The sequence below is a fragment of the Candidatus Edwardsbacteria bacterium RifOxyA12_full_54_48 genome, assembly GCA_001777915.1.
Classification (GTDB): domain Bacteria; phylum Edwardsbacteria; class AC1; order AC1; family EtOH8; genus UBA2226.
This window is the reverse complement of record MFFN01000008.1, coordinates 85,864-112,597: the sequence shown is the minus strand read 5'-3', so window position 1 is coordinate 112,597 and position 26,734 is coordinate 85,864. Positions and strand designations below refer to the sequence as shown.

26 protein-coding genes are annotated in these 26,734 nt (G+C 54.3%); all 26 read right to left on the bottom strand.

Annotated elements, in window-relative coordinates; genetic code table 11:
- Positions 1-43 precede the first annotated feature (43 nt).
- The 26 genes from A2273_11565 to A2273_11440 all read right to left on the bottom strand — a co-directional run bounded on the left by A2273_11565 (position 44) and on the right by A2273_11440 (position 26,687).
- Entirely contained in the window at positions 44-1,033 is a 990-nt protein-coding gene (locus A2273_11565; GenBank protein ID OGF06194.1) for a hypothetical protein, read from the bottom strand.
- 108 nt (positions 1,034-1,141) lie between these two features.
- A complete protein-coding gene (locus A2273_11560; protein ID OGF06193.1) occupies positions 1,142-1,369 on the bottom strand; it encodes a hypothetical protein in 228 nt (75 codons plus the stop codon).
- Positions 1,366-2,715: an MATE family efflux transporter gene (locus A2273_11555; protein OGF06192.1), complete on the bottom strand. Its 1,350-nt coding sequence runs from the start codon at positions 2,713-2,715 to the stop codon at positions 1,366-1,368. The genes A2273_11560 and A2273_11555 overlap by 4 nt, the downstream gene beginning before the upstream one ends.
- Before the next feature lie 175 nt (positions 2,716-2,890).
- On the bottom strand, positions 2,891-3,406 hold the full coding sequence (locus A2273_11550; protein OGF06191.1) for a hypothetical protein: 516 nt from the start codon (positions 3,404-3,406) through the stop codon (positions 2,891-2,893).
- 14 nt (positions 3,407-3,420) lie between these two features.
- Complete coding sequence (locus A2273_11545) at positions 3,421-3,696, bottom strand: hypothetical protein (GenBank protein ID OGF06190.1); 276 nt, start codon at positions 3,694-3,696, stop codon at positions 3,421-3,423.
- 1,040 nt (positions 3,697-4,736) lie between these two features.
- Entirely contained in the window at positions 4,737-5,942 is a 1,206-nt protein-coding gene (locus tag A2273_11540) for a hypothetical protein (GenBank protein ID OGF06189.1), read from the bottom strand.
- 475 nt (positions 5,943-6,417) lie between these two features.
- Complete coding sequence (locus A2273_11535) at positions 6,418-7,830, bottom strand: hypothetical protein (protein OGF06188.1); 1,413 nt, start codon at positions 7,828-7,830, stop codon at positions 6,418-6,420.
- 339 nt (positions 7,831-8,169) lie between these two features.
- Complete coding sequence (locus tag A2273_11530; GenBank protein ID OGF06187.1) at positions 8,170-9,159, bottom strand: hypothetical protein; 990 nt, start codon at positions 9,157-9,159, stop codon at positions 8,170-8,172.
- Positions 9,160-9,877: 718 nt separating this feature from the next.
- The gene (locus A2273_11525) at positions 9,878-12,313 is read right to left on the bottom strand and encodes a copper-translocating P-type ATPase (GenBank protein OGF06186.1); all 2,436 of its coding nucleotides are present in this window, start codon (positions 12,311-12,313) and stop codon (positions 9,878-9,880) included.
- On the bottom strand, positions 12,310-13,737 hold the full coding sequence (locus tag A2273_11520) for a hypothetical protein (protein OGF06185.1): 1,428 nt from the start codon (positions 13,735-13,737) through the stop codon (positions 12,310-12,312). Before A2273_11520 ends, A2273_11525 begins: the two co-directional genes overlap by 4 nt.
- A gap of 11 nt (positions 13,738-13,748) precedes the next feature.
- A complete protein-coding gene (locus tag A2273_11515) occupies positions 13,749-14,387 on the bottom strand; it encodes a hypothetical protein (GenBank protein ID OGF06184.1) in 639 nt (212 codons plus the stop codon).
- An 88-nt stretch (positions 14,388-14,475) separates the two neighbouring features.
- Complete coding sequence (locus A2273_11510; GenBank protein ID OGF06183.1) at positions 14,476-15,597, bottom strand: tRNA guanosine(34) transglycosylase Tgt; 1,122 nt, start codon at positions 15,595-15,597, stop codon at positions 14,476-14,478.
- 91 nt (positions 15,598-15,688) lie between these two features.
- Positions 15,689-16,708, bottom strand: coding sequence for a tRNA preQ1(34) S-adenosylmethionine ribosyltransferase-isomerase QueA (locus tag A2273_11505; protein OGF06217.1), 1,020 nt, complete (start codon positions 16,706-16,708; stop codon positions 15,689-15,691).
- Between the two features lie 143 nt (positions 16,709-16,851).
- Positions 16,852-17,619, bottom strand: coding sequence for a cobalt ABC transporter ATP-binding protein (locus A2273_11500; GenBank protein OGF06182.1), 768 nt, complete (start codon positions 17,617-17,619; stop codon positions 16,852-16,854).
- Entirely contained in the window at positions 17,616-18,425 is an 810-nt protein-coding gene (locus tag A2273_11495; protein ID OGF06181.1) for a cobalt ECF transporter T component CbiQ, read from the bottom strand. Before A2273_11495 ends, A2273_11500 begins: the two co-directional genes overlap by 4 nt.
- 148 nt (positions 18,426-18,573) lie before the next feature.
- Positions 18,574-19,620, bottom strand: coding sequence for a cobalamin biosynthesis protein CbiM (locus A2273_11490; protein OGF06180.1), 1,047 nt, complete (start codon positions 19,618-19,620; stop codon positions 18,574-18,576).
- 29 nt (positions 19,621-19,649) lie between these two features.
- On the bottom strand, positions 19,650-20,588 hold the full coding sequence (locus A2273_11485; protein ID OGF06179.1) for a metal ABC transporter substrate-binding protein: 939 nt from the start codon (positions 20,586-20,588) through the stop codon (positions 19,650-19,652).
- The gene (locus A2273_11480; GenBank protein OGF06178.1) at positions 20,533-21,228 is read right to left on the bottom strand and encodes a hypothetical protein; all 696 of its coding nucleotides are present in this window, start codon (positions 21,226-21,228) and stop codon (positions 20,533-20,535) included. The genes A2273_11485 and A2273_11480 overlap by 56 nt, the downstream gene beginning before the upstream one ends.
- 97 nt (positions 21,229-21,325) lie before the next feature.
- Entirely contained in the window at positions 21,326-21,751 is a 426-nt protein-coding gene (locus tag A2273_11475; protein OGF06177.1) for a hypothetical protein, read from the bottom strand.
- A gap of 18 nt (positions 21,752-21,769) precedes the next feature.
- Positions 21,770-22,306: a hypothetical protein gene (locus tag A2273_11470; protein ID OGF06176.1), complete on the bottom strand. Its 537-nt coding sequence runs from the start codon at positions 22,304-22,306 to the stop codon at positions 21,770-21,772.
- 3 nt (positions 22,307-22,309) lie between these two features.
- Complete coding sequence (locus A2273_11465; GenBank protein OGF06175.1) at positions 22,310-23,191, bottom strand: 4-hydroxy-tetrahydrodipicolinate synthase; 882 nt, start codon at positions 23,189-23,191, stop codon at positions 22,310-22,312.
- A gap of 75 nt (positions 23,192-23,266) precedes the next feature.
- A complete protein-coding gene (locus A2273_11460; GenBank protein ID OGF06174.1) occupies positions 23,267-23,920 on the bottom strand; it encodes a deoxyadenosine kinase in 654 nt (217 codons plus the stop codon).
- Between the two features lie 4 nt (positions 23,921-23,924).
- Positions 23,925-24,446: a 2-amino-4-hydroxy-6-hydroxymethyldihydropteridine diphosphokinase gene (locus A2273_11455; protein ID OGF06173.1), complete on the bottom strand. Its 522-nt coding sequence runs from the start codon at positions 24,444-24,446 to the stop codon at positions 23,925-23,927.
- The gene (locus tag A2273_11450) at positions 24,443-24,844 is read right to left on the bottom strand and encodes a cytidine deaminase (GenBank protein ID OGF06216.1); all 402 of its coding nucleotides are present in this window, start codon (positions 24,842-24,844) and stop codon (positions 24,443-24,445) included. The genes A2273_11455 and A2273_11450 overlap by 4 nt, the downstream gene beginning before the upstream one ends.
- Before the next feature lie 117 nt (positions 24,845-24,961).
- Positions 24,962-25,375 (bottom strand): hypothetical protein, encoded by a 414-nt coding sequence (locus tag A2273_11445; GenBank protein OGF06172.1) that lies wholly within the window; start codon positions 25,373-25,375, stop codon positions 24,962-24,964.
- A gap of 4 nt (positions 25,376-25,379) precedes the next feature.
- Complete coding sequence (locus A2273_11440) at positions 25,380-26,687, bottom strand: serine hydroxymethyltransferase (protein ID OGF06171.1); 1,308 nt, start codon at positions 26,685-26,687, stop codon at positions 25,380-25,382.
- Positions 26,688-26,734: the final 47 nt, after the last annotated feature.

Below are 26,734 nucleotides of genomic sequence, written 5' to 3'. Positions count from 1 at the left end.
CTGATGAACGCAGATCTTATCGTTTCAGTATTAGAATAACCTATTAAAACGCGTAAATGGCTTTTAAATAATGGCATTGGGTTTTTGATTCGGTTCTATTATTAACGTAAAGAGTATCTACCCGTTTATAAGTTGTGTGGTTTTCCGTTTCAAAGGAATATTCGATTTTTATTTTTTCGTTGATTTTAACTGTTGTGCCCAGATCCAGCACCGGTCCATCCGTTCCACAACGTACCGTCCATGGGGATAATATATATGTCTCTAATGCCAAATGCCCGTCACCAATAAGCGAAATATATTCGCTCATATCCAGATCAATACCTTCGTAAATATCAAATATTATTCTGGTTCTTAATAGCCTTAGATAATAGGCCATACCAACCCCCAGACGGAAATAATTCCCGCGATGTCCTAAAGGCTGGCTCAACCCGCCTTTTAAACAAAGGGTCCTGTTTTTGCTGCGAATGGAACGCCATTTCAATTCTATAAGATATGTCTCCCCATAATTTCTTTTATAATAATTTACGAGAAACGCCAGGTTATTCAGGCTGTCCATGTTTGATATCCCGGCTTTGACACCATACCAATTATTATTAACATTGAATGATCGGTCATAACCGAAACCGTAGCCGAACCTGCCTGCCTTTTGTGCCAATCCAAGATTGATGATTCCATAGTTGATTCTTGAGGAATCATTAATGTTGATATTTTCGGTATAACTTATTGCAATATTAGTTGTCTTTCTGTCATTCAAACCAGCCTTTATATCTATCGTTGGTGAATTTCTGGAAGTTTTATAATACTGGCAGATGCTGTCAAGAACATAGAAAGTCTCGTTGCTGGTTAAACTGTTGCTGAAACCCAAAGCCGCAAAATCATATTGCATGCCTGACATTAATGCCGGATTATCATAGATATCGTTTTCTAAATCTTCGATGATGGTGCTGCCCCCCAGCCCTTTTACCCGGACATCGCTGGCAGTAGAAATATTGACGCAAAATAATCCAACAAGAATAACCACCAATTTCTTCATTATCTTCTCCTGTTTGACCAGCCAATAGAAAGGGTCATTATAATTAAATAATGACCCTATTTACTGTGCTAATTATAGTTGATGCCATTTCTAAAATCAAACTATATTTTAACGAATTTTACCGTTCAGCCTTTTCATTGAACGCAACTGTATAGAACGCTGATGAACGCTGATCTTATTGATATTAATTGCAATTGCTTTTTGAACCGTCAGTGCCTCCGCTGTAGCTATGGCACTCGAGGAAGCCGATATAAAGCGTAAGCGGAAGGCGCCAAGTGCGCCAAGATTTTTATAATTTTTCTTTGTGGGCTTCGCGTCTTCGCGGTAAATTATCAAGCACCGCTTTTCCGGTTCAGCTTTTTCACCTCCCTCAGGATCATCACCGCGGTGATGGAGGCCGCGATTAAATCCGCCAGCGGCCCGGACAGCCACACCCCGTCGATCTTTAAAAGCGGCGGCAGGATCAGCACCATCGGTATCAGCACGATCACCTGGCGCAGCAGGTTGAGGAACATGGAGATTCTGGCCTTGCCGATGGCCTGGAAGAAGTTGGAGCCCACCACCTGGAAGCCCACCACCGGGAACATGAACAGCAGGATCCTCATCCCCCTGACCCCTATGGCCAGCAGTCCGGGATCGCTGGTGTTGAACAGCGAAATGATGGCCCCGGGGAATATCTCCACCGCCAGCCAACCGCTTACGGTGATGCCGGTGGCCGCGATCAGGGCCAGCTTGAGGGTGCGCTTGACCCTGTGGTATTGCTTGGCCCCGTAGTTGAAGCCGATGATGGGCTGGGAGGCCATGTTGATGGCGATCACGCAGAACACCACCATCATGGCCACGCTGTTGATGATCCCCATGGCCCCCACCGCCAGGTCCCCGCCGTATCTTATCAGCTGGATGTTGAACAGGGCGTTGATGACGCTGCCGGCCAGTTGCATGGCGAAGGGCGCCATCCCGATGGAGAAGATCCCCAGCACTATTTTCTTTTCCAGCCGCAGATTGGCGGTCTTAAGCCGCAGTCCGCTTTTGTTCCCGGTGAAGTGCAGCAGCACCCAGGCGCTGGTGATGGCCATGGAGATCACCGTGGCGATGGCCGCCCCGGCCACTCCCATCTTAAAAACGAAGATGAACAGAGGGTCCAGCAGGGCGTTGGCCACCGCCCCGATCAGCATGGTGTACATGGCGGTCTTGGCGTGGCCCTCGGCCCGGATCATGTTGTTCATCCCGAAGCCCAGCCCCTGAAAGATGTTCCCCCACAGGATGATGGTGATGTACTGCTTGGCGTAGCCCAAAGTGTCCGGCCCGGCCCCGAACAGGGACAAAATGGTGTCCCGGAAGACCAGCCCCAGCACCGTGATGCCGAAGGAGATGACGATCAGCAAGGTGAAGGCGTTGCCCAGGATCTTCTCGGCCTCCGGCTTGTTCTGCTGGCCCAGCCGGATGGAGACCAATGAAGCCGAGCCCATGCCCACCAGCATGCCGAAGGCCATGGCGATGATCATGATGGGAAAGGTGACCGACAGGCCGGACAGCGCCAGCGCCCCCACCCCCCGCCCGATGTATATCCGGTCCACGATGTTGTACAGGGTGTTGGCCAGCACGCCGATGATGGCCGGCAGAAAATATTTCCACAGCAGTTTGCCTACCGGGGTATGGCCCAGTTCCTGGGTGCGGTCCAAATGGATTCTCCTGAGAAGGGGTTGGATTCTTTCCCGCGAAATACGCTAAAGAAACTAAAATGTTTTGGCGCCTTTTCGCGTGTTTAGCGGGCTAAAATAAATTAGTGCGGGCAGTAATACCCGCACCGTGAGTGTATTATAACCGAATAAATTTTTATATTCAAGCCATGTCTTTTTACTTTTTATATGTTCTTGTCTGCATTATCAAAGTATCTAATTTTTGATTGATGCTTTTTATCGATTCTTCATTGTTATTTATAATCTCTATTGGCTTTTTTATTTCTACTTTATTAAAAAATATTGTGAATATTGAAACAGCCAAAGTAATTAATATTGAGGCAATGGCAATTCGTGTAGCTATTTTTGCATTTTTCATTGCTTCGGTTAATTCAAGGTAATCAATATATTTAAACTTTGCCTCAATCGTTAAAATATATTTTATTTTTTCGTCTTTATATTTACCTTCAAGGTTTGCGGGTGCATATAATAAGAAAAACGGTGTTTCAAGGGGCGGATCCCCCTTTGCGCCCTTAAAGGGGTTATGATAAGCATGGGAAAAATATTTATCAACAATGTCAATCTCTTTGTCTCTAATATTACATTCCTTTATTAATTGGGTATAACTAAAACCTTCCGGATTTTTATCTCCAAATTGTAGTATTCTAATATATAAATCTTTTTCCATTTTCATTATATCCTTAATGCTTATTTAGTAACACTAAACGGCGCAACTTTAAAAACACAAACACCACTTCCAATATCTTGTCGCCCACCACTGACCTGTTTGTAATACCTGGCATAACTATACTGGTAATTGCTGTTAATATCAAAATCCGGAAAGCTTGCTAAAGTATCACCATTAATTTTAACACACTCGGCAATTTTAGTAATATTATTCTCTTGATAAACATACATACCGCCAAATAATATACCCCCGCCCATTCTTAATTTGTGAAACCAGAAAGCAATGTCTTCTAACATTATTTCGGGATATATTGGATTTGCTAAAGAGAACTTATAATATGATGCATATAATATATTAGAATTCGCAAAAGTGTGAAATATTGTTCTTGGACAACTAATGTTATTTACAACAACGGGCATTACTGGATCACTAATATCAACAACAGTTATTCCAGAATCTTGTTTTGCTATATATGCATAATTACCTGATATAGTTACATCATATGAATATTTTCCAATATTGCAAGAAGACACATTGGTTGGATTATTTGGGTCTTTGATATTAATAAGAAATAGACCATTATAGAAATTGGCAACATACGCTATAGTATCACGAACGGCAATGCCAATATTTCTTGGCACATCTATTTGTGTACAATTAGTTACATAGCCTATTTCTGTTGGGTTTAATGGATCTGTTAATGATGCAATGCTTAAACCATCACCAGCAACAAGTATATATAACAAATTATTTGCTAAAATTGCCTTTAACCCGGTTGAATTACCTCTGGGATAAATAACATTTTTTATATGGAGCGGTGTGTTGTAATTAGATATATCGTAAATGGCAATTTCTGTATTATAAAAAAAATACGTGTAATTATTATAAATAATTTGGCAATTGGGTTCTCCACCATAATATGTGGTAAATGTTTTTCCAATTACATATGGACCTTTTTCAAATACATTTATTAAACTTGGTTTCCATTCATTGATCGGATTCCACGCCTTTACCTGCCAATAAATTTTACCTAACTTATTAGTATCTACCCAATTATAAAACGTGTCCGCTATTTCAATTGCAACAAATGAATCAGATATGGTTGAATAATTACTCAGCCGTAATTTATATTTTGTCGCACCATCAACTTTAGACCATGTAAATGTAATCGTATCTTGTGCATTCCAAATCCATGCATTATTGGCAGGTGAAATTAAACCGGGCACCCCCGGCAATGGCACAGCAGATTCCACTGGATTATTCCACTTCCTCCCGCAACCCACAATAGATAACAGCACACAGATAACAGATAATTGGGCAATATATTTTTTCATTGCTAAAACCTCCAGGTCAGACCTAACCCCACGCCTTCGCAAAGGCTACGGCGTGCAGGCACCCCCTTCCCCGCAAGGGAAGGGGCTTCCTGTTCCCCCTCCTCACGGGAGGGGGTTAGGGGGCGGTCAGTAAAATATAGGTCCAATTCCGGACCATTTTCCGTCAGGCTCATCGGCTTTTTATTGCCAACCAAATATAAAATCCCCGAAGTAAGAAAACAAGCCCCGGCCGTGCCGGCCGTTATATAAGTAAACTTGTCTAATTTCTCGGTGTTGTCCCGGGCCTCCACGGCATCGGCGGTCAGTTCCGCGCTTTGGTATTTGTCGTATTCCTTATTGGCAAGTATCTTCAGCACTCCGGCCCCAGCGGTCAAACCAACCCCCGACCACATAAAAGCCTTGGCCGTGCCCCGGTAGGGCTTAATGTAGCCCAGGGCCATCAGCCGTTCCCGGCGTTCCTTTTCGTCCTGCTTGGCCTTTTCCTTCAACTGCTTCCGGTATTCCCCTTTCTTCTGTTCGTTCTCCTTCTCCAGCGCCTTAAGCCTTATCCGTCGTTCCTCCTCCTGTTTCTGGGCGTAAAGCCTGGCCTTGTATGCCTCCTCCTGCCGCCGTCTGGCCTCGGCCTCGGAGATCTTTTCCTGTTCAAAAGTTTGGTTTTGTTGCTGAGACTGGGCGTATTCCGTTTCTATCTTTTCAATGTCCTTGCGCCCCTTTTCCAGCAGGGCTTTTTCCTCGGGCAATAAAATATCCTTGTCCACCAGTTCCCCGGCCGCCTCCCGCATTAAAAGTAGCAGGCTCTCCTGCGGCCCGTTAAAATCCCGGTCCACCGTCTTATCTATCTTTCCGGTGGTAACGTCCACCAGCCTTAAATTCACCACCCAGGCCTGCCCGAACTTGCCTATACTGCCGCCCACCATCTTGGAAGCCGACAGCATCTTGCCGGCCTCGATCAGACAGCTGGTCTGGTCGCAGGCCCCGGTCATGGTAAAACCCTGTTCTTTTAATATCTCATCGCGCTTGGTGCGCTCTACGATGTCGTAAGTCCCGGCCTTGCCCAGCTCCGAGAGGAGGCGGTCGGTTACTATGACAGCATCGGCAGCAGAAAGGCCCTGGCATTGCAGATCCATGATGGCCACGGTGGGCCTGGGTCCGGCCAGGGCGGCATGGGCGATAAGAAAAATGAATAAGGCAAAATATTTAAGATTCATTTCATCACCGATATATTTAGTGTTTACAGTATCAACTATACACCCCGCCCCAGGCAAAATCAAGAAGAAATTTCATAAATGGTTTTATCAGGTTTTGTGTTTTAGCGATAGGCTAATTTATCCGCCGCAGCCAAAGCGTAGGAGGAAGCCTATCGCTTGGTATCATTCGCCTACGCTTGTATTGTTGGCAATTTCAAGCGCCGTAGCTACGGCGAAGGCGCACAAGGCCGCAGTTGCGGCCTCTGCCAATAGGCTTCGGCAAAGCCTTGTTGAATTACCAGCGATATTATTTCCTGTCCGCCTTTGGCGGAATGGTATCGCTGAATAAAAACATAAGCCCGGATGGCCTTCCATCCGGGCCTAACCTAACACCCTCTCCAAATTTATTTGGAGAGAGCCTGCACTGAGATGGCGATAATAAATGACAAACGAAAGTGGGCAGGGGTGAGGTCTAATAAAATGATATCAATCCTGCTTACCGCATCAACACCAGTTTTTTCGTCTCCACAAAACCACCGGCCTGTAAACGATAAAAATATACCCCGTTCCCCAGGCTGCCGGGATTAAATTTAACGCTGTGGCTCCCTGCGCCCTGGTGTTCGCTGACCAGCGTCTTCACCGCCCGGCCCAGCATGTCGTAAACCTTCAGTTCAGCAAAAACGCTGGCGGGCAGCTGATAGCTGATCACCGCCGGCCGATCGGCCGGATTGGGATAATTCTGGGTCAAGGCAAACCGACCTGTCGGCCGCTCTTCCCGGCCCGCCACTCCGGTCAGCGGTTCAATGAACCTTCCGTAAACATCGCCGTCAGTGAAATTATAATCCATCCTTGAACCGACGGCCAGGTACTTGCCGCCGCCGAACCCACAGCCTCCAACGGGAACCTTGCCGGCTACGTAATCGAATATTACAAATGGAGCATCGACCGGAATCCCAGCCGGTGACCAGAATCTTCCCAAGAGCGACAGAATGGAGTACTGCGACCAGGTTATCAGGTAATTGGTCCCGTCAAAAGCGATGCTGGGCATGCCGGGGTCCAGGATTGAGTCGCAAACCACAATAGAATCCTGAAGCACCCCCGAGGTGGTGATGAATCGCCCCATTATGGTCCACTTGGTGCCGGTGTCGGGCGTTTCGTGATAGACCAGCAGATACCTGGAGCCGTCGAAGGCCAAGCTGGTCGGATTATCGCTCAGGTTCGGTCCGCCGTCGATCAGGAAATTGGATCCACTCAGGGAACCGTTGCCTCCGACGAACTGCCCATAGATATCCTTGTCGCTGTCCTGGATCACCTCGACCCAGGCCGTCAGATAATTGGCCCCGTCATAAGCCAGGGAGATGTCGCGGGCCAGATTGCTGCTGATCTGGATCTGCCCGCCGATCAGGCTGCCGCTCTTGGAAACCCGCTGGCCGTAAAGCAGGGTGTCGGTCTTGACGAATAGCACCATATAAGAGGTGTCGTTGAAGGCCAGGCCGAAGTCGCCGGGATGCATCAGGGATGCGTTTGCCGCGATGGTAAAATAGCTTCCCACCAATCCGCCCGAGGTGCTGATGAACTGGCCGTTGAGGGAATTGTCGCTCTCCCGCCAGGCCAGCAGATAGTTGGTCCCGTCGAAGGCCGTCAGCGCCCCGGGGAATTCGGCCTGCCGGCCGATCGAGATCCTGGCCCCGATCAGGCTATCCGGGTACCCGATCAGCTGGGCGGTGACATTGCTCTGATCCAAGGTATCTCCCAAAATGGTTATAATTCCGTTCTCGCCCCCATAGACCGCGCACGACCCAATGGTGGAATCCCTTCCTACGGCAACCGGGAATTCCTGGGCATTAAGAACCGCCCCCGTTAAAGCGAGGCCCATCGCCATCATAAAAGAGATGAAAGGTTTAAACATGCTTGATATCTCCTATTTAATGATTTTTAGGACATTTGCACATGGCTTTTGAATTTATATGTTTTGCCATGTGCCTTTATGAAATATACACCCCGCCCCATGATAATGCAAGTGAATTCGCAATAAAATATCCGCGGCCTACGTCATCGCGAGTAATGCCCGATATCAAACATGCGAGTGCCTTCGCTGAAGCTACGGCACTGGAAGTGGTCAAATAAGGTAGCCTAGGCGAAGCGATCCAAAAACTTGGATTGCTTCATCCGTCAGGCGCAGATGTCTTCTCGCAATGACTAGAACCATAAGTCGCTCTGTGCCTTTGTGTCTTTGTGGCATAGCCCCTCAATACTTCTCTATCCACTCTATGGCCCGGACCAGCTCGAAGTTCGCATCCCCCGGCAGGGCATGCCCCACCCCGGAGAAGAAATTGAAGCTGGCGGTGATCCCGGCCTTGGTGAACTGCCTGATGGCCTGGATATTCTTCTCTATCCTTTCCTCCGGCTCCAGCTCGCCCATCAGCACATAAAATATGATCTTATTTTTGGCGGCTTCGGCCATCAGGGGATCCAGTTCGGTCCCGTAGCCCGGACCGATGGGAATGGAGCCGATGAAGATGTCGGGATGCTTCAGGCCCAGGTAGTAGCTGTAATACCCGCCCTGGGAGAAGCCGGCGATGATCATCCGCTTTTCGTCTATTTGATACTTGGCCTTCAGCAAGGCGATGGTCTCCATGATCCGCCGGTCGGCCTGCTCCCACTCCCCCCAGTTGAAGCTGTTCTTGCCCATCACCTCGGGTGCGTAGGGACAGCAGACGATGTAGCCCTTCTTGCTGCCGGCCGCTTTGAAGGCCTTGGAGAAGTTCACCGGCTCTCCTCCGAAGCCGTGCATGGCTATCAGCAGGGGATATTTTTTCCCCGGATCGAACCCCTCGGGCAGCAGCACCACCGGCTGGTTGGTGCGGCCCTTTATCTTTTCCATTAATTTTGCCGACCGGGCCAGGGCCTTTTTATAGCCCTTGGATTTGCGGATGTTGTTAAAATCCTCGTCCTGATCAAAATTGTACATCCCGGCGTCGATGGCCTGGTTGAGCCAGGCCAGCGCCTGCTTTTCATCGCCCAGCAGGCTGTAATTGCAGGCGATGTTGTAGATCACCGTGGTATGCCCCGGCCGGAATCTTAATGCCGCCTGGTAATCTTCGATGGACTGCCGGTACAGCTTCTGCCCGTAGCTGGTGTTGGCCATCTGGATGTAGACGGCTCCCGAATCGGTCTGGGCCGCGGCCAGAGAGACCAGGCCCAGCAGGGCAGTGATAGTCAATAAGAGTTTTTTCATGTCAGCCTCCTTAAACACTATTTTTGCTTTTAATATAAATCCCAAAAGATATAAACACGGTATGTCATTCCTGCGAAGCTTGTCCTCGCAAAGGCGGGGAGCAGGAATCCATATCTCTGGTGGATTCCCGATCAAGTCTGGAATGACATACTCAATATTTCAAACCTTCTTAGGGCCTCCACTTTCTCAGCCTCAGGCTGTTGCTCACCACGCTGACCGAGGAGAAGGCCATGGCCAGCGCCGCAATAAGACTCTTCAGATTATTTCCCGTTTCCGTAAAATTATCCTTTCTCCGCTTTCTCTTTGAAGAGAAAGCTACAAAGTCACGCCAAAGGCGGATCCGCCTATATGGATTTACCTGCGGTGGCGGAAGAACTGTCGCTGCACCGCTGCCTGGTAGTTTTTATAGCCAGCTGCCTAAATGTCTTGATCACGAAATTAGGCACCCGCAGGCAAAACATTTTTCACGGCAGCTTTTAGCCGGACAGCAGCGCTGATGCGACCCGGAGGTGGGTTCCCGCCTTCAGCGGAGCGGCTATGCTTCAGCCCCGAAAAAGCAGTCATTGCGTCATGTGCCTCCTGCTTGTTCTGGTTCAATGAATGCCGGGGCGTAAGCCTTGCTATCCGCGGAACTGGGCGGCAAAGACTTCTTTGGTTACTTTCTTGGTCACAAGAAAGTAACATCCGGCCTAACCATTGGATGTGCAACCTGTTTTTATTATTTCCACTTTCTCAGCCTAAGGCTGTTGCTCACCACGCTGACCGAGGAGAAGGCCATGGCCAGCGCCGCCAGCATGGGATTGAGCAGTATCCCCCAGAGGGGATACAGCGCCCCGGCGGCCACCGGTATCCCGATGACGTTGTAGAAGAAGGCCCAGAAAAGATTCTGCTTGATCACCCTCAGGGTGGCCTTAGAAAGCTTCAGCGATCCGGCTATCAGTTCCAGATTATCACTGATCAGGATGATGTCGGCCGACTCGATGGCCACGTCGGTGCCCCGGCCCATGGCTATCCCGATGTCGGCCTGGGCCAGGGCCGGAGCGTCGTTGATCCCGTCGCCCACCATGGCCACCTTTTGCCCGGCGGCTTGCAGCTTTTTGACTTCGGCTGCCTTATCGCCGGGTAGAACTTCGGCCAGCACCTGGTCGATCCCCAGCTGTCCGGCGATGTTTATGGCCGCCTCCCGGTGGTCCCCGGTGATCATGGCGGTCCTCAGACCCAGGCCCTTAAGGTCGGCGATGACCCGGACGGCATTCTCCCGCAGGGTGTCGGCCACCGCGATGATCCCGGCCGGCCGGGAATCTATGGCAACATAGACCACCGTCTTGCCCTCCTGCTGCAGGCGTCCGGCCAGTTTTTCCAGCTTGGTGTAGCCGATGCCTTTCTGCTCCATCATCTGCCGGTGGCCGACCTCCACCATCCGCCCGCCCACCCGGCAGCTGAGGCCGGAGCCTGGCAAAGCCTTGAAATCTAAAACTTCCAACAATGATATTTTTTTCAGCCGGGCGTAATCCATTATGGCCTGGCCGATGGGATGCTCGGATGAACTTTCGGCCGAAGCAGCCAGGGCCAGCAGTTCGTCCTCATTGAATTCCGGCATCACCGCCACATTGGTGACGGCTATTTTCCCTGAGGTCAGGGTCCCGGTCTTGTCGAACAGAATGCTGGTGATGCGGCCCGCCTGTTCCAGCACCTCGCCCCGCCGGATCAGTATCCCCAGCTCGGCCCCCCGTCCGGTGCCGGCCATGATGGCGGTGGGGGTGGCCAGCCCCAGGGCGCAGGGGCAGGCGATCACCAGCACCGCCACCGCGTTGATCAGGGCCATATTGAACGACGGCCCCCAGATCAGCCAGGCGACAAAGGTGGCGGCGGCCACCGCCATCACTACCGGGACGAAGATGGCGGCGATCCGGTCGGCCAGCCTCTGGATCGGAGCCTTGCTGCCCTGGGCCTCCTCCACCAGTCTGATGATCCGGGCCAGCATGGTATCCCGCCCGATCTTTGATGCCCTGAAGCGAAAGGCTCCGGTCTTGTTGATGGTGCCGCCCATGACCTGGTCGCCGATGTTTTTGTCAGCCGGAATGCTCTCCCCGGTGATCATCGATTCGTCGATGGTGGAATACCCCTGGGTGATGACCCCGTCGGCGGCGATCCTCTCCCCCGGCCGGACAATGATGATATCCCCGACTATAAGCTGATCCAGCGGCACTTCGATCTCATTGCCATCCCTGGCCACCCGGGCGGTCCTGGCCTGCAGGCCGACCAGCCGCTTGATGGCCTCCGAGGTCCGGCCCCGGGCTTTGGCCTCCAGCATTCGGCCCAGCAGGATCAGGGTGATGATCACCGCCGCCGAATCGTAATAGTAGGCCGGCTCCCGTCCCGCACCGGCGAAGAATTCCGGCCAGAAGGTGGCCGCCAGGCTGTAGCCGAAGGCGGCGGTGGTCCCCACCGCCACCAAGGTATTCATATCGGCATTGCGCCGTTTTATGGAGGCCCACAAACCCTGGTAGAACGGCCAGCCGGAGAATATCTGGACCGGGGCCGCCAGGCCCAGCATGATGTAGGGATCATGCAGCCAGCCGGGAAGGAATGGCAGGAACATGTGCATCCCGCCCAGGAAGACCGGAACGGCAAATATCAGGGCGAACAGAAACCTTCGCTTAAGCGACCGGTAATATTCCTCCCGCCGGACATCCAATGAGACCGCCGGAGCAACTGGCACATTTTCGGATTTGGCGGATCCTTCCGACACCTGGTATCCGGCTTCGGTGATGGCGGTCTTTATTTTATCCCGGCTGGTCATCTCCGGAAGATATGAGATGTCGGCCTGCTCGGTGGCCAGATTGACGCTGGCCGATACCACCCCCGGGCTTTTCTTCAAGGACTTCTCCACGTTAAGCACGCAGGAGGCGCAGTGCATCCCGCCCACCGGCAGGGAGAGCTTCTGGACTGGGACCTGATAGCCCGCATCGCTGACGGCCTTGACTATCCCGGCGACATCGATCTGCCCCTCATCGTATTCGATGAAGGCCTTCTCGGCGGCCAGGTTGGCGCTGGCCGAAACTATCCCTCCGAGCTTTTTCAGATGCTGTTCGAGGTTATTGACGCAGGAGGCGCAATGCATCCCGCGGACGGGGATCTCGGTTTTTTTCATGTATACTCTCTCGTCTTGACTGGTTTCCTGGCCCGCAGCCGGTCCATCCTTATCTTGTATTCCACATCCCGGGTCTGGGCATACAACTTTTCCGAAAGCTCTCCGGCCGCCTCAAGGTAATCGTTATCGCCGGTATGCCGGTAAAGCCCGATGCAGGCCCCCATTTTGATGGATTCCGATGCTTCACTTTCAGCCAGTTCTTTTAATCCCTTGAGTGCCGAAGCTTCCCCCTGTTCCAGTTCCAGCAATAAAGACAAAAATCCCATCACGGCTGTCTGCTCGGGATCCTCCTGTTCCCGGTTCAACGATGCTGCCTGCCGGAGCAAATTGGAAGCTTCGGCGGGATTATTTTGTTCCAATAAAAGTTCTGCCAGGGTGTTTAAAATGATCACCCTCAGGTTGGTCAGCTTGCTTTTGCCGGCAATCTCCAGGGCGGCGCGCAAAAGGCTTTGGGGCTTGTCCGGGTCCCCGGCCAACTCCTCCAGTTTGCTCAGATTCACCAGTGCTATGATCTGGCCCGGACAATCCTCCATTTCTTCGGTAAGTTTTTTATGCTCCTCAAGATGATGTCTGGCCTGATCCCACCGGCCAAGCTGCAGGCAGACCACCCCCTCATTCCCCGTGGCCACGGAAACCACCCGGATATACCCTATTTCCGAAGCCGCCTGGACCGCCTTATGCAGATATTCCAGCGATTTCTCCAGCTGGGCCTGTCTCTTAAACAACAACCCCAGATTGCAGGTCACGCCGCAGAGGGTCCTTTTGTCCCCGATCTTGGCGGCCAGCTCCATCTGCCTTTGCATATGCTCAATGGCCGTATCATATTCGCCCTGGTACAGGTACATATTGCCGGAATTCCCCTCGGCCAGCGAAACTCCCAACAGGTCGCCGGTCTCTTCGGCCAGCTTCTTTTGCTGCCGGTAGCATTCCAGGGCCCGGTCCAGCATCTTCTGCTCGGCATAGATCACCCCCAGGTTGCCCCAGGCTATCCCCAGCTCCATTTTATCCCCGGTTTTTTCCGCCCAGTCTTTTCGTTCGCTAAAGCATTCCAGGGCCTGCTGATAATCTCCCTGCTCTCCAAATACTCCGCCCATGGCGCCTGCCGCTTTGGCCGCTCCTCCCCCTTCGCTCAGCTCCTCAAACAACTGCTTGGCTTTTGATAAATGCTCCAATGCCGCCGGGTATTCGCTCTTCAGCCTGAACACCTCCCCCAGTCGGAAAAGGCTTTCGGCCCTTTGGTGATCTGCCCCCAGGCGCTCAGCGGCGGCCAGCACCTGCTGATACAGATCGACCGCTTTGTCCCACAGTCCGGTCACCACCTGGACCTCGGCCTTCCTCAGGGCGATACCGCTGGGATAGCATTCTTTGTTGCCGTCGGCTGACGATATCCAGTGCCGTTCTATTTTATAGCATCCCTTGTGCATTATCTTGGTTTTTAGAAATCTATTTGTTTGATGTTCAGATCATCCAGATGGCCGGTGTCGTTCAGGCAGGTCAGCACGAACCTTTTTCCGTCCCATTCCACGGTGGTCAGGCCGCAGGACGACAGCTTGATGTTCCAGAACCCCTCCGGGCCCATGTTCAGCATCTTCATCAGGATCAGCTTGAGGATCACCCGGTGGGTGACCACCGCCACGGTGGATTCCGGCAGATTGTCCTCGATCAGGCCTTTGATGGCCCTCAGGGACTGGGCCTGGATATCCTTGATGTTGCTGGCCCCCGGGATCCTGGCCTTCCAGGGGTTCTCCCGCCAGGCCTGGTATTGCTTGGGATACCTCTGCTTCACCTCCTGGTGGGCCAGCCCCTCCCACTCCCCGAAGCACATGTCCACCAGCCCGGGTCCCACCATCACCGGCAGTCCCTGCAGGCGGGCGATGGCCTCGGCGGTGTACATGGCCCGTTTGAGCGAGCTGGAATAGATGGCATCTATCCGGCGCGATCTCAGCCGTTCTCCCAGGGCTTCGGCCTGCTGGCGCCCGGTCTCGTCCAGCTCTATGTCCTTTGACCCCCGGAATATCTGTTCCCGGTTCCATTGGGTCTGGCCGTGCCTGACCAATATCAGCTCCACCGACATCTCCTTTGAAATGTGAAACCACTTCCATTATACCGATTATGTCCCTAAAAGCAATATAAATGATGGAATATTTTAAAAGCCAGCAGGGTCATTGCTGGCTGTGATAGCTGTCAAGAAATCCCCGGCTCCATTCATCAAACTTATCATCTGATATGGCCTGTCTGATATTTTCCATCATCGCCAGGTAGAACCGCAGGTTGTGCACCGTGGCCAGGTGGGCGGCCAGTATCTCTCCGGACATGAACAGGTGCCGGAGGTAGGCCCGGCTGAAGTTGCGGCACAGGTAGCAGTCGCAGCCTTCGTCCACCGGGCCCAGGTCGTTCTGATGAACGGCGTTCTTCATGGCCAGTTTGCCCGAAGAGGTGAACAGGGAGCCGTTCCGGGCGTTGCGGGTGGGGATCACGCAGTCGAACATGTCCACCCCCAGCCAGACGCCTTTGATGATGTCCTCGGGGAAGCCCACTCCCATCATGTACCTTGGTTTATTGGTAGGAAGGATCTGGTTGGCGGCCTCGATGGCCTCCCAGGTGGCCTCCTTGGGCTCCCCGATGGCCAGCCCGCCGATGGCATATCCCTCGAATCCTATCTCCAGCATCTCCCGGGCGCTGCGCTGGCGCAGTTCCGGATGGGTGCCGCCCTGGACGATCCCGAAAAGCGCCTGGCTGTCGGTGTCGCCTTCTTTCAGTTCCAGGAATTTCTCCCGGCATCTTTTGGCCCAGCGGGTGGTCCGGGCGGTGGAGTCCTCGGTATATTCAGGGGTGGAGGGATAGGGAATGCACTCGTCAAAATTCATGATGATGTCGGCCCCCAGGTCGACCTCCAGCTGCATCACATTCTCGGGGGTGAATTTATGATGGGAGCCGTCCAGGTGCGACTGGAACTCCACCCCGTCTTCTTTGATCTTCCTTAGATCGGCCAGGCTGAAGACCTGGAATCCCCCGGAATCGGTCAGGATCGGCCGGTCCCAGCCCATGAACTTATGCAGGCCTCCGGCCTTTTTGACCAGCTCCTGTCCGGGCCGCAGATAGAGGTGGTAGGCATTGCCCAGGATGATCCGGGCCCCGGCAGCTTCAAGATCCTGCGGGGTCATGGCCTTGACCGTGCCCTGGGTGCCCACCGGCATGAAGATGGGGGTGGGGATCTCGCCATGGGCGGTGGTGATCGTGCCTTTTCTGGCCCGCCCGGAAGTATGTTCTAATTTAAAATGCATTTCTTTTCGTTGGACTGAATGGGTTATGGCTCTTTTATAAATAGACCTCCCCTACATCCCCTCCTTGATCAAGGAGGGGGTTGGGGGTGGTTCAGACTATCATCATGGCGTCGCCGTAGCTATAGAAACGATACTTTTCCTGAATTGCCTCTTGGTAGGCCCTCATTACCTTCTCCCGCCCGGCCAGGGCCGACACCAGCATGATCAGGGTGGATTTCGGCAGATGGAAATTGGTGATCATCGAATCTACTAATTTGAACTCATACGGCGGGTATATGAATATCTCGGTCCAATCCGACAGCTGGCCGCTCTGCCCAAAACTCTCCAAAGCCCGGCTGGTGGTTGTTCCCACGGCCACGATTCTACGATTTTCCAATTTCCCATTTTTTAATATCACCGCCACTGCCTGACTGATATTATAGTACTCGGCCTCCATCTTGTGTTCCCGGATATCATCGGCCTCCACCCCCTTGAAGGTTCCCCAGCCGACATGCAAAAGGATCTCCAGCACTTCGACCCCTTTGGCCTTGATCCTCTCCATCAGCTCCGGTGTGAAGTGCAGGCCGGCGGTCGGCGCAGCCACCGCCCCGGCGTCCTTGGCATAGATGGTCTGATAGCGGTCCTTGTCCGCCTGATGGGGACCTCGGTCGATATAGGGCGGCAGGGGCACCTGCCCCACCTTTTCCAGAGTTACATAAAAGTCGCCCTGATGAGTGAATCTGACCAGCCTCTGTCCGCCCGGGCGGTATTCAATTATCTCAGCCTCCATCATCCCGTCCCCGAACCCGACCTTGGCCCCCGGCATCAGGCGGCGCCCGGGACGAACCAAGCAGTTCCACCGGCTTTCAGCCTCCTGCCGCAATAAAAGGATCTCCACTTCTCCCCCGGTCCTTTTTTTATGGCCCATCAGCCGGGCCGGGATCACCCTGGTATTGTTGACCACCAGGATATCGGAGGGCCTTAGGTACTCAACGATATCACTGAACCGGCGGTGTTCTATCCGGCCGTCACCGCGATGAAGCACCATCAGCCGGGAGGCATCCCGCTTCTCGGCGGGGCTTTTGGCGATAAGCTCCGGAGGGAGATTATAGTCAAAGGAGGAGAGTTTCATATTCATCAGAATCGTCAGCTGTTTTATTTTGAATCATACCTTGATTTTATTATAGCATATGATACTGGTTTGTTCAATTCATAAAAAAGACGCCTTTTAAGGCGTCCTCGAAAAGCATCTATATTTGATCCACCTGATCAGCGTTAATCTGTGCCCGATTTCGATCTTCCGCACACCGGGCACCCTTGCAGGCTTAAGGGGATCTCCAGGCCGGCCTCCTCCATCAATCCCTGGTTCGTCAGAATATCTTTGGCCGGGCCGTCGGCTATGGCCTGTCCGTCTTTCATGACGATGACCCGCTGACAGATCTCCAGCACCATATCCAGATCGTGGGAGGTGATTATCTTGGTATGCTCGAATCCCCTGAGTATATTCATCAAACGCCGCCGGGACTTGGGGTCCAGCGAAGAGGTGGGCTCGTCCAGTATCAGGATGTCCGGGGACATGGACAGCACCGTGGCGATGGCGGCGGCCCGTTTTTCCCCGGCCGAGAGATGGAACGGGGCCCGGTCTTTAAGATGCAGTATGCCGACCTGTTCCAACGCTGAGACCACCCTCTGCTCCACCTGGGGCTCGTCGATCTTCAGGTTGCGCGGGCCGAAGGCCACGTCGTCATGGACCGTGGTCATGAACAGCTGGTCGTCGGGATTCTGGAACACCATCCCCAGCCTCTGCCGGATCATGTTCAGGGTGTGCTTGGTAAGCCCGACCTCGCCGATGACCACCTCGCCCCTTGCCGGCGTAAGAATGTCCGTCAAAAGCATCAGCAGGGTGGATTTCCCCGCCCCGTTGGCGCCGATGATGCCCACCGATTCCCCGTGGTGGATGCGGAAGGACAGGCCGTTGACGGCCTGATGGCCGTCGGGATAGGAATAGAATAGATCTTTGGCCTCGGTGATATGATGGCTCATTTTGAAACTCCCGTCATCACGTTTCCCAGCCACAAGGGGAGGTTTATCATGCGGGACAGGGCAAAAAATGCGCCCCAGGTCGATACATACATGATGTCGATCCAGCCCGCCCCCGGCCCTTTTCCGGTATGGTATTCGCCTCTAAAGCCCCGCAGGCACATGGCATCATAGACCCTCTGGGCCCGGTCCACGGTCCTTAAAAGGATCTGCCCCAGCAGCGGGCCCCACACCTCCCGTTTAAGCCCTTGGGAACTGAAAGCCCGCAAGGCGTAAGCCTGGACGGTTCTGGCGGCCTCCTCCAGCAGAACGGATATGTACCGGTAGGTCAGGATCATCTGGAGAACGAATATCCTGGGAACCTTCAGTTTTCTCAGGGAAAGCGCCACCCCATCCATACCGGTGGTGGCTATCAGCAGCAGGGCCGAGGTCACGGCCAGGGTCCCTTTTAAAAATATCGACCAGAAGATCAGCCATCCGGACGACATCGTATATCCCAAATAATTTACGGTCCCCTGATCGAACAAGGGGTTCAAAAGACCTATGCCCACTATCATCGGTTCGATGTACAAGAGACGCTTTAACAGGGGGTCCACGGGGATTTTCGCTGCTGCTGCAACGAATACCGGAAAGAATACCAAAGGCAGCAGGGCAATTGTGGCGTACTTGTCGTAGGAGACCAGCAGCACCGTGTAAACCAGGGTGGACAGCAGCTTGGCCAGGGGATGCAATCGGTGGATGAAGGAATCCCGGCCGGCCAGCTCGTCAAACTGCCGGATGTTATATATGGCGTTTATGATATTGGACATATACTCAATAATTTTTTACCACAAAGCTATGCACTGAGCAGTTCGACAGGTTCACTGTACCCCTTTCGAAGTGGCACCAAGACACAAATACTTATTTATAAAGTTTATTAATTGGGCCTTCATATCCTATCGGTGGTCTGTTTGTTTTTTAGGCTGACTTTTTCTTGGTTTTATTGCTCAGGTTGATAATGAAGCCCATAAAGGCCGCCAACAGCAGGGTCATCATGCCGCCCACCAGTCCGGAGAGGCTGGTGCCGCCGTTGACCGCCGGCCATTTTTCGTTTTGTTCACCGGCCGGCCTTTCGCCTCCGGAAACCTTGAACCCGTAATCCGGCAGAAAAGCGGTCCTCTGCTGCACTGCGGCCAGTTTTTCATGAGCCGGGTCGGCGGCCTCCAATTCCTCCTGGCCGGAGGTTCTGAACATGGCCCATTCCAAGCCGTCGGGATGGGTGGAGGCGAACCAGGAGAGCACCGCCCCGGTCAATACCGCCGCCGCCGCCAGGCCGGTCATCACCTTTTTAAGGGACAGGCCGCCGCCCAGGGCCTGGTTCAATGACGCCCTTTCCATGATCTCCGGCCGGGCCTTCCAGACGAAGGATATCACCGCCGCGGTCACCAATCCCTCGACCATCCCGATGGCCAGATGGATGGGCTGCATCAAGAGAACGAAAGTGCTGAACGGCAGTTCGGTCTTGCCGGAGAACAGCGTTTCCAGGACCACTGCAAAAGCCCCCAGCTGAAGTCCAATGATGGCGGCAGCCATCGATGCGATCATGATCCGTTTGGGGGAAATATCTTTCCCGATCATTTTTTTATAGATCAGCGGATAGGCCACAAAACAGGTGAAAAAACCCATGTTGATGATATTGGAACCCAGAGCCAGCAAGCCGCCGTCGGCGAAGAACAGGGCCTGAATTATAAGGATGGAGGACATGGTCAGGAACCCGGCATAGGGGCCCAATAGTATGGCCAGCAGCAACCCCCCGCCCAGATGCCCGCTGGAACCGGTGCCGGGTATTGAGAAATTTATCATCTGGGCGGCAAAGATGAAGGCCCCCATCACGCCCATCAGGGGAATTTTTTTCTGGTCCAACCCCTCTTGGACCTTTTTGATGGAATAGGCGGCCACTCCTGCGGTGGCGGCCCACATTGCTCCGCCCACCGCCGGCGAGATCAGGGCATCTGCCATGTGCATGTTACATTGCTCCTCAATATGTATTTGGACTACTTTAACGCTTCCTTCAGCACTTCCAGATTCTTCTCCATGGCCTGAACATAGGCCTCCGGCTCCATGGGTCCGGTGACCGCGGGATCAAGCGTGTAGACCTCGGCCCCGGTCTCCCGGGCAATCACCCGGGCGGACCCGGCCGGATACTGGGGCTCGGCGAAGATGGCTTTGACCTTGTTTTTTCTTACTAGCTCGATGATTTGGGCCAGGTCGCCGGCGCTGGGCTCGGAGCCCGGTTCTCTTTCTATCACCGCCATGATGTTCAGATCGAATTCCCGGGCAAAATAGGGAAAGGCCTCGTGAAAGGTGATGATATTCCTGTTCTGGACATCCTTGAGGGCTAAGTTCATCCTGGCTTTGAGCGATTCCAGCTTCACCAGATACCGTTGGACATTCTCCCGATAATAGCCGATGTATTCCGGATCGGCCCTCTCCAGCCCGGCCGCGATATTGCGCACCTGTTGGATGGCCCCGGAAATGCTGGCAAATATATGGGGGTTGGCGTGGCCCTTTTCTTCGATCAACTCGATATTCTTGCTGGCATCTATTACCGACAGCTTGGTGTTCTGCCGGATCACATCGTCCAGAAATGACTCCATCCCGGCCCCGTTGATCACCAGAATATCAGCCCGGCTCAGGGTCTTCATGTCCTGGGGCGTCATCTGATAGTCATGCAGGCAGCCGGTGAAAGGCGGGGCCATGTTGATCAGTTTGACCCCCGGAACATCCTTGACGATATTGGCGGTCATGATGTACATGGGATAGAAGGAGGTGACCACAGTCAGCCGGGCTGGCTCTTCCTTTTTTGAGCAGCCGGCCAGCAAAATCACCGCCGATGCCAGCGACAAAGTCCAGGTTTTCATTTTCCTCTCCTTGTTGTTAAAATCCTGCGGTGATGCCCGTGGTGATTGTGGTCTGGGGGCCGCGCTGATCATGAATTCGGATGCCCAGGTCCCAGTCAACCGGACCCAATGTAATCGAGCCGCCTATCAGACCGCTGTTCCCAATGACCTCCGAGCGGTCATCCAAGATCTCCCCGTTGAGCTCGGCGCAGATCCGGTACTTGTCGGCAAAGGTATATTCGGCCGCCAGGGAGGTTCCGATGCTGCCCCGGACCAAGGCTTCCCCGGATGAATTGTAACCCAGGTCATAGTGCAGGCCCAGATCTCCATATTCCCGGCTGAAGATAAGATTGAGGCCGTATCCGGCTGAGCCGGTCTCGAAGCCGGCGCTTAAGGAGATATCCGGCAGTGTTTGATGTTCTTTCAGCAGAGCCATTTTAAAGCCCACTTCCAGCGGTGACATCCCCCAGCCAACAGTGTTTCCGTCGGCATCCTGATCGGTGCTGTGGGAAAAGCCCAGCCCGAGGTCCAGGCGGTCGGTCAGGCCGTGTTTGATGGCGATCCCCGGAACCTGGCAGGTCCCGTCCGGCCGGTATTGGCAATGGTCGAACGATACCTCCGTTTCCGATTTCCCTTTCTCCACCGTTCCGGCGTCGTCGGTGTCCAGCGGCCGGGCGGCCTGCGCCCAGCCGGCAAACCAAACCAGCATGATCCCCAAAAACATTCTCAGCATCCCAGAATTCCTTGCCCTCTTATAAATTAAAATCGTGCTACGATTAATATAATTGTAGCACGATTTACAAAACCTGTCAAGGTAATTTATTCTGCCGTCAGTGCAGCACCTGACAGCTGGCCCGGGACAGCAGGCACTGGCCCACCCCTTTCAGGGCCCCGATCCTTCCCTGAAGGTCCTCCAGTTTTTCCACCGGCCCCCTGACTATGATGGTCTCCATGCAGTGATGGTGGTCCAGATGGACATGCTGGGAGGCGACGATCTCGGCGTCGGCGTCATGCTGCAGGGCCAGCAGTTTCTCCACCAGGTGCGGCCGGTGATGGTCGTAGATTATCAGAATGGCCCCCACCATCTCCTGCCCCCTCTCGGCCGCCTGGGCCGCCAGCAGATTTCGGATCATGTCCCGGATGGCCTCGGAACGGTTGGTGTATCCCTTGCGTCGGATGAGTTTTTCGAATTTCTCGACCAGGCTCTCCTCCACCGAGACCCCGAAGCGCAGGATATTTTCCTTTTTCTGATTCATCGTCCTTTTTTTGATCTTTTATATTTTCTTTTTGGTTTTCATATATCTGTCCCGCTCGCTGAAGATGCAGCCGCAATATTTTTGGCGGTAAAGGTCCAGTTCCATTGCCTTGGTCCGGCCCTCCTCCCAGCCTTTTCTGAAATCCCGGTAGATGAATTTCACCCCGTGTTCCCGGCCGATCTCCGCCCCCAGGCCCCTGATCAGGTCGTGTTTCTGATATATGCTGTACAGCAGGGTGGTGGAAAAGCCGTCATATCCCCGCTGGGCGGCTTCCCGGGCGGCGGCCTCCAGCCGGATGGAATAACAGGCCCGGCAGCGGTCCTTAAGCAGCAGGGAAACATTCTCCTCCAATGGATAGGAATCGTCATAGATCATTTCCAGTCCGTGGTTTTGGGCAAAATCGCGGACCGAGCCCAGTCGCGCCTGGTATTCCCTGTAGGGATGGATATTGGGGTTGAACCAGAAACCGGTGATCCCCGCCTTTTCGTCCGACAGCGACTGGTGCGGATAACAGAGACAGGGAGCACAGCAGATATGCAGCAAAAGCCGGGACATCGGTTAAACTATAAGTCCGTATTTTTTCAGCTCGGCTTTAAGCAGTTTCTTGGTGGCCTCCGACACCTCCACCAGCGGCATCCGCATCTCGGCATGGCACAGCCCCATCAGATTCAGGGCGGCCTTGACCGGCCCGGGGCTGGTCTCCACGAACAGGGCCTTGATCAGGGAAAACTGCTTGAGGTGTATCTTTCGGGCCCCATCAACCTCCCCCTTGAGGAATTTATCCACCATTTTGGCGGTATCCTTGGGGGCGACATTGGCCACCACCGATACCACCCCTTGGGCCCCGATGGCCAGCATCGGCAGGGTCAGGGAGTCCTCTCCAGAGAACACCGCCATATTTTCCCCGCATAGAGTGATTATCTGGCTGACATTGTCCAGGTTTCCCGAGGCCTCCTTGATGGCCACGATATTCCCGATGGCGGCCAGGCGGCAGACAGTGGCCGGATCCAGGGAGACCCCTGTCCGGCCGGGGACGTTGTACAGCATGATGGGCAGTTTGGTAGCCGAGGCCACCGCCTTGAAATGCTGGTAAAGCCCCTCCTGGCTGGGCTTGTTATAATAAGGAGTGACCACCAGCGCCCCGTCCACTCCCATTTTCTCCATCTCCTGGGTCTTGGTGATGCTTTTCAGGGTGTCGTTGGTGCCGGTATAGGCCAGGACCTTCATTTTGCCCTGGGCCTTCTTCAGGGTTGTTTCGACGATCTTTTTGTATTCCTCCGGCAGGACCGTCGGCCCCTCCCCGGTGGTGGCGGCGAAGACCACCCCGGCGGTGCCGTTGGCCGCATGAAAATCTAAAAGCCGTTCCAGGGCCGGTACGTCCAGGGTACCGTTTCTGAACGGCGTTACGATGGCCACGAAAGAGCCTTTCCAATCTATCATTTTAATCCCGCTCCTTAATATTGTTTATCGGTATGATTATTATCATTTTCAGTCCTCTGTTCATGGTCTCGGCTTCTACCTCTTGCCCTTGCTGCCCACCGGCACATAATATCTGGTCCCGGGATGGGGCTGGCAGATCTTCGCCACCAGGTCGTTGAAATCATCCTGGTTGTTCACGAAATCTATGTCGTTGACGTTCACCACCAACAGCGGGGTCTCGGAATAATGGAAAAAGAAATGATTATAGGCCTCGGAGAGCTCGGCCAGGTATTCCCGCTGCATTCCGTGCTCGAAGGGCCGCCCCCGGTGTTTGATCCGCCGGAGCAGCACGTCCACCTCGGCCTGCAGATAGACCACCAGGTCGGGCTGGTTGATGTTCCTCTCCAGCAGCGGCAGCATATGCTCGTAGAGCGAGATCTCGTTCTGGTCCAGGTTCAGGTAGGCGAAGATCTTGTCCTTGGCGAACAGGTAATCGGACACTATGCCCTGGCTGAACAGCTCCTGCTGGAAAAGGTTCTGCTGCTGTTTGAAGCGCGACAGCAGGAAGAAGATCTGGGTCTGGAAGGCGAAGGCCCGCCGGTCGGAATAGAACTTGGTCAGGAAGGGGTTCTCCTCCACTTCCTCCTGCACCAGCTTGGATTTGAAGCGCTCGGCCAGCATTCGGGCCAGCGAGGTCTTGCCCACCCCGATCACGCCCTCCACCGCTATGTAGTTGGGTATCTGTGCCATCTTTTTAATATCTGCTCTTATCTAATTTTCTCACTCCCTGGCCGTCGATATCCAAGCCTGCCAGGATTTCGCTTATTTTCTTTTTACGGGAGGGGTCGACCAGATCCGGGGCGATCTCCAGCAGGGGGACCATCACGAAGGCCCTCATGGCGGCCTGGGCATGGGGGAGGGTCAGCTGCTCGGTGCTGGTCACCAGCTGATCGTAGTACAGGATGTCCAGGTCGATGATCCGGGGTTCATCTTTCCGCTGCCGCTTCCGGCCCAGGTGTTTTTCTATCCGCTGCAGGGAGATCAGCAGTTCGGCGGCCGGCAGCCGGGTCTCGATCTCCATCACCGAATTGAGGAACTTCGGCTGGTTGACGTTTCCCACCGGCTCGGTCTCGTAGACCGACGAGGTGTTCATAATGATGATGCCCGGGACCTGTTCCAGCGCGGCGATGGCGCTCCGGATGTTTCCCAGGCGCTTGCCCAGGTTGGAGCCCAACCCTATGTAAGCCCGGACGGCCTTCTCCTTGGATATTTTCATGATCGAAACTTGGTTGTTTTGAGTTTTGCCTCCCGGAGCATCTGGCGGGACAGCTCATCGGGATAGCCCTCCAGGAATACCACCTTCTTGATCCCGGCGTTGATGATCATCTTGGAGCACAGCACGCAGGGATGATGGGTTATGTAGATGGTGCCCCCGGCCAGCGACACCCCACAGGTGGCCGCCTGGATGATGGCGTTCTGCTCGGCATGGATGGCCCGGCAGATCTCGTGCCGCTCCCCGGAGGGCACTTTCAGCTGCTCCCGGATGCAGCCCACCCGGTCGCAATGCTCCAGTCCCGAAGGAGCCCCGTTGTACCCGGTGGCCAGTATCCGCTTGTCGCGCACCACCACCGCCCCCACCTGGCGCCGCAGGCAGGTGGACCGGGTGGAGACCATCTGGGCCAGGCTGATAAAAAACTTTTCCCAGCTGGGCCGGGTTTTTCCCCGGGGCAAAATTTTAGCCCGGCCGGATTTTTGGGCCGGTCTGGAGGCCTTCTTCTTAAGCGGCATTGTCTATTTCTTGCTTTCCAGGGCGATGTCCGGCTCGAAGGACAGCTCGCTGTCCTTGGCCGAAAGGCACAGGGCCAGCACGCTCATCTGATGGAGGGCCATGGCCTCCTCTAGCCGCTGCCGGGTTATCATCTCCAGCTCCACCAGTATGTCCCCCAGCCGGCCCCCGTTCTTCTTCTGGTGGTCGACCGCCCTCTTGACCTCCTCCGGGCTCAAATGGCCGCCGGCGGTCAGGATCTCGCCGATCAGCTTCTTGCGCTCGGCCGAGGAGAAGCCCGAGATGGAGCCCCCCTTGAATTCCACGTATTCGGTGTATTCGGGATTGTCGATGGTCAGCACCCCGGACCAGTGCTCCTTGATGGCGGTGCCCACCACATCCCCGAACTGGACCTTGCCTAGCTGTTTGATCTCTCCCATTTTCTTATCCTTTCAATCGGTTGGGATACAGGGGAAATTGCCGGCACAGCTCCTTGATCTCGCCGGATACTTCTTTGATCTTGCTCTGGTTTCCGATATGGGACAGCACCTGGTCGATCATCCCGGCCACGGTCTTCATCTCGCCCTGCTTCATGCCCCGGGTGGTCAGGGCCGCGGTGCCCATCCGGAACCCGGAGGTCACGAAGGGGCTGCGGGTGTCGAACGGCACCATGTTCTTGTTGACGGTGATCCCGGCGGCGTGCAGGGCGTTCTCGGCCTCCTTGCCGGTGATGGTCTTGTTGCTCAGGTCGATCAGCATCAGGTGGTTGTCGGTGCCGCCGGAGACTATCTGATATCCCCTCTCCACCAGGCTAGCGGCCAAAGCCCGGGCGTTGTCTATCACCTGCTGGGCGTAGACCTTGAAAGACGGCTCCAGGGCCTCCTTGAAGGCCACCGCCTTGGCGGCGATGACGTGCATCAGCGGGCCGCCCTGGATGCCGGGCATCACGGTGCTGTCCATCACCTCGGACATCAACTTCAGCCGCTCACCGGCCTTGGTCTTTAGCTTGATCCCGAAGGGGTTCTCGCTGTCCTTTCCGATCAGCACCATCCCGCCCCGGGGGCCGCGCAGGGTCTTGTGGGTGGTGGTGGTCACCACGTGGCAATGGGGGATGGGCGAGGGGTGCAGCCCGGCGGCGATCAGCCCGGCCGGATGGGCCACGTCGGCGAACAGATAGGCCCCCACCTGGTCGGCGATCTCCCGGAACTTGGCGAAATCGTAATGCCGGCTGTAGGCCGAGGCCCCCACGATGATCATCCTGGGCTTGTGCTCCCGGGCCTTTCTGGCCGCGTCGTCCATGTCGATGTATCCGGTCTCTTTTTTTACCCCGTAGGATACTATCTTGTACATCTTGCCGGAGAAGGACACCGGCGAGCCGTGGGTCAAATGGCCGCCGTGGGCCAGGTCCATCCCCAGCACCGTGTCGCCCGGCTGGCAGAAGGTGAAGTAGACCGCCTGGTTGGCGGTGGAGCCGGAGTGCGGCTGGACGTTGGCGTACTCGCAGTTGAAGAGTTTTTTGGCCCGGTCCCGGGCCAGGTTCTCGGCCACGTCCACGAACTCGCAGCCCCCGTAGTAGCGTTTGCCGGGATAGCCCTCGGCGTACTTGTTGGTCATCACCGAGCCTTGGGCCTCCATCACCTCCTCGGATACGAAGTTCTCAGAGGCGATCAGCTCCAGGCCGTATTCCTGGCGCCCGGTCTCGTCCTGGATGGATTGATAGATCTCGGGATCGAACTGGGATAGATTGCTCATGTTTTTTATCCTTGAAAATTGGTGAACTTGAAATTACTTTTGTTATT

Excerpts from the sequence above, each read along its gene's own strand:
- A2273_11480 (OGF06178.1), bottom strand. The coding sequence starts at position 21,228 with ATGCTGAGAATGTTTTTGGGGATCATGCTGGTTTGGTTTGCCGGCTGG.
- A2273_11525 (OGF06186.1), bottom strand. The coding sequence starts at position 12,313 with ATGAAAAAAACCGAGATCCCCGTCCGCGGGATGCATTGCGCCTCCTGC.
- A2273_11505 (OGF06217.1), bottom strand. The coding sequence starts at position 16,708 with ATGAAACTCTCCTCCTTTGACTATAATCTCCCTCCGGAGCTTATCGCC.
- A2273_11540 (OGF06189.1), bottom strand. The coding sequence starts at position 5,942 with ATGAATCTTAAATATTTTGCCTTATTCATTTTTCTTATCGCCCATGCC.
- A2273_11455 (OGF06173.1), bottom strand. The coding sequence starts at position 24,446 with ATGAAAATATCCAAGGAGAAGGCCGTCCGGGCTTACATAGGGTTGGGC.
- A2273_11500 (OGF06182.1), bottom strand. The coding sequence starts at position 17,619 with ATGAGCCATCATATCACCGAGGCCAAAGATCTATTCTATTCCTATCCC.
- A2273_11550 (OGF06191.1), bottom strand. The coding sequence starts at position 3,406 with ATGAAAATGGAAAAAGATTTATATATTAGAATACTACAATTTGGAGAT.
- A2273_11535 (OGF06188.1), bottom strand. The coding sequence starts at position 7,830 with ATGTTTAAACCTTTCATCTCTTTTATGATGGCGATGGGCCTCGCTTTA.
- A2273_11445 (OGF06172.1), bottom strand. The coding sequence starts at position 25,375 with ATGGGAGAGATCAAACAGCTAGGCAAGGTCCAGTTCGGGGATGTGGTG.
- A2273_11495 (OGF06181.1), bottom strand. The coding sequence starts at position 18,425 with ATGTCCAATATCATAAACGCCATATATAACATCCGGCAGTTTGACGAG.
- A2273_11545 (OGF06190.1), bottom strand. The coding sequence starts at position 3,696 with ATGTTAGAAGACATTGCTTTCTGGTTTCACAAATTAAGAATGGGCGGG.
- A2273_11460 (OGF06174.1), bottom strand. The coding sequence starts at position 23,920 with ATGGCACAGATACCCAACTACATAGCGGTGGAGGGCGTGATCGGGGTG.
- A2273_11475 (OGF06177.1), bottom strand. The coding sequence starts at position 21,751 with ATGAATCAGAAAAAGGAAAATATCCTGCGCTTCGGGGTCTCGGTGGAG.
- A2273_11490 (OGF06180.1), bottom strand. The coding sequence starts at position 19,620 with ATGCACATGGCAGATGCCCTGATCTCGCCGGCGGTGGGCGGAGCAATG.
- A2273_11510 (OGF06183.1), bottom strand. The coding sequence starts at position 15,597 with ATGCATTTTAAATTAGAACATACTTCCGGGCGGGCCAGAAAAGGCACG.
- A2273_11440 (OGF06171.1), bottom strand. The coding sequence starts at position 26,687 with ATGAGCAATCTATCCCAGTTCGATCCCGAGATCTATCAATCCATCCAG.
- A2273_11530 (OGF06187.1), bottom strand. The coding sequence starts at position 9,159 with ATGAAAAAACTCTTATTGACTATCACTGCCCTGCTGGGCCTGGTCTCT.
- A2273_11470 (OGF06176.1), bottom strand. The coding sequence starts at position 22,306 with ATGTCCCGGCTTTTGCTGCATATCTGCTGTGCTCCCTGTCTCTGTTAT.
- A2273_11450 (OGF06216.1), bottom strand. The coding sequence starts at position 24,844 with ATGGTCTCCACCCGGTCCACCTGCCTGCGGCGCCAGGTGGGGGCGGTG.
- A2273_11465 (OGF06175.1), bottom strand. The coding sequence starts at position 23,191 with ATGATAGATTGGAAAGGCTCTTTCGTGGCCATCGTAACGCCGTTCAGA.
- A2273_11565 (OGF06194.1), bottom strand. The coding sequence starts at position 1,033 with ATGAAGAAATTGGTGGTTATTCTTGTTGGATTATTTTGCGTCAATATT.
- A2273_11515 (OGF06184.1), bottom strand. The coding sequence starts at position 14,387 with ATGTCGGTGGAGCTGATATTGGTCAGGCACGGCCAGACCCAATGGAAC.
- A2273_11520 (OGF06185.1), bottom strand. The coding sequence starts at position 13,737 with ATGCACAAGGGATGCTATAAAATAGAACGGCACTGGATATCGTCAGCC.
- A2273_11485 (OGF06179.1), bottom strand. The coding sequence starts at position 20,588 with ATGATCAGCGCGGCCCCCAGACCACAATCACCACGGGCATCACCGCAG.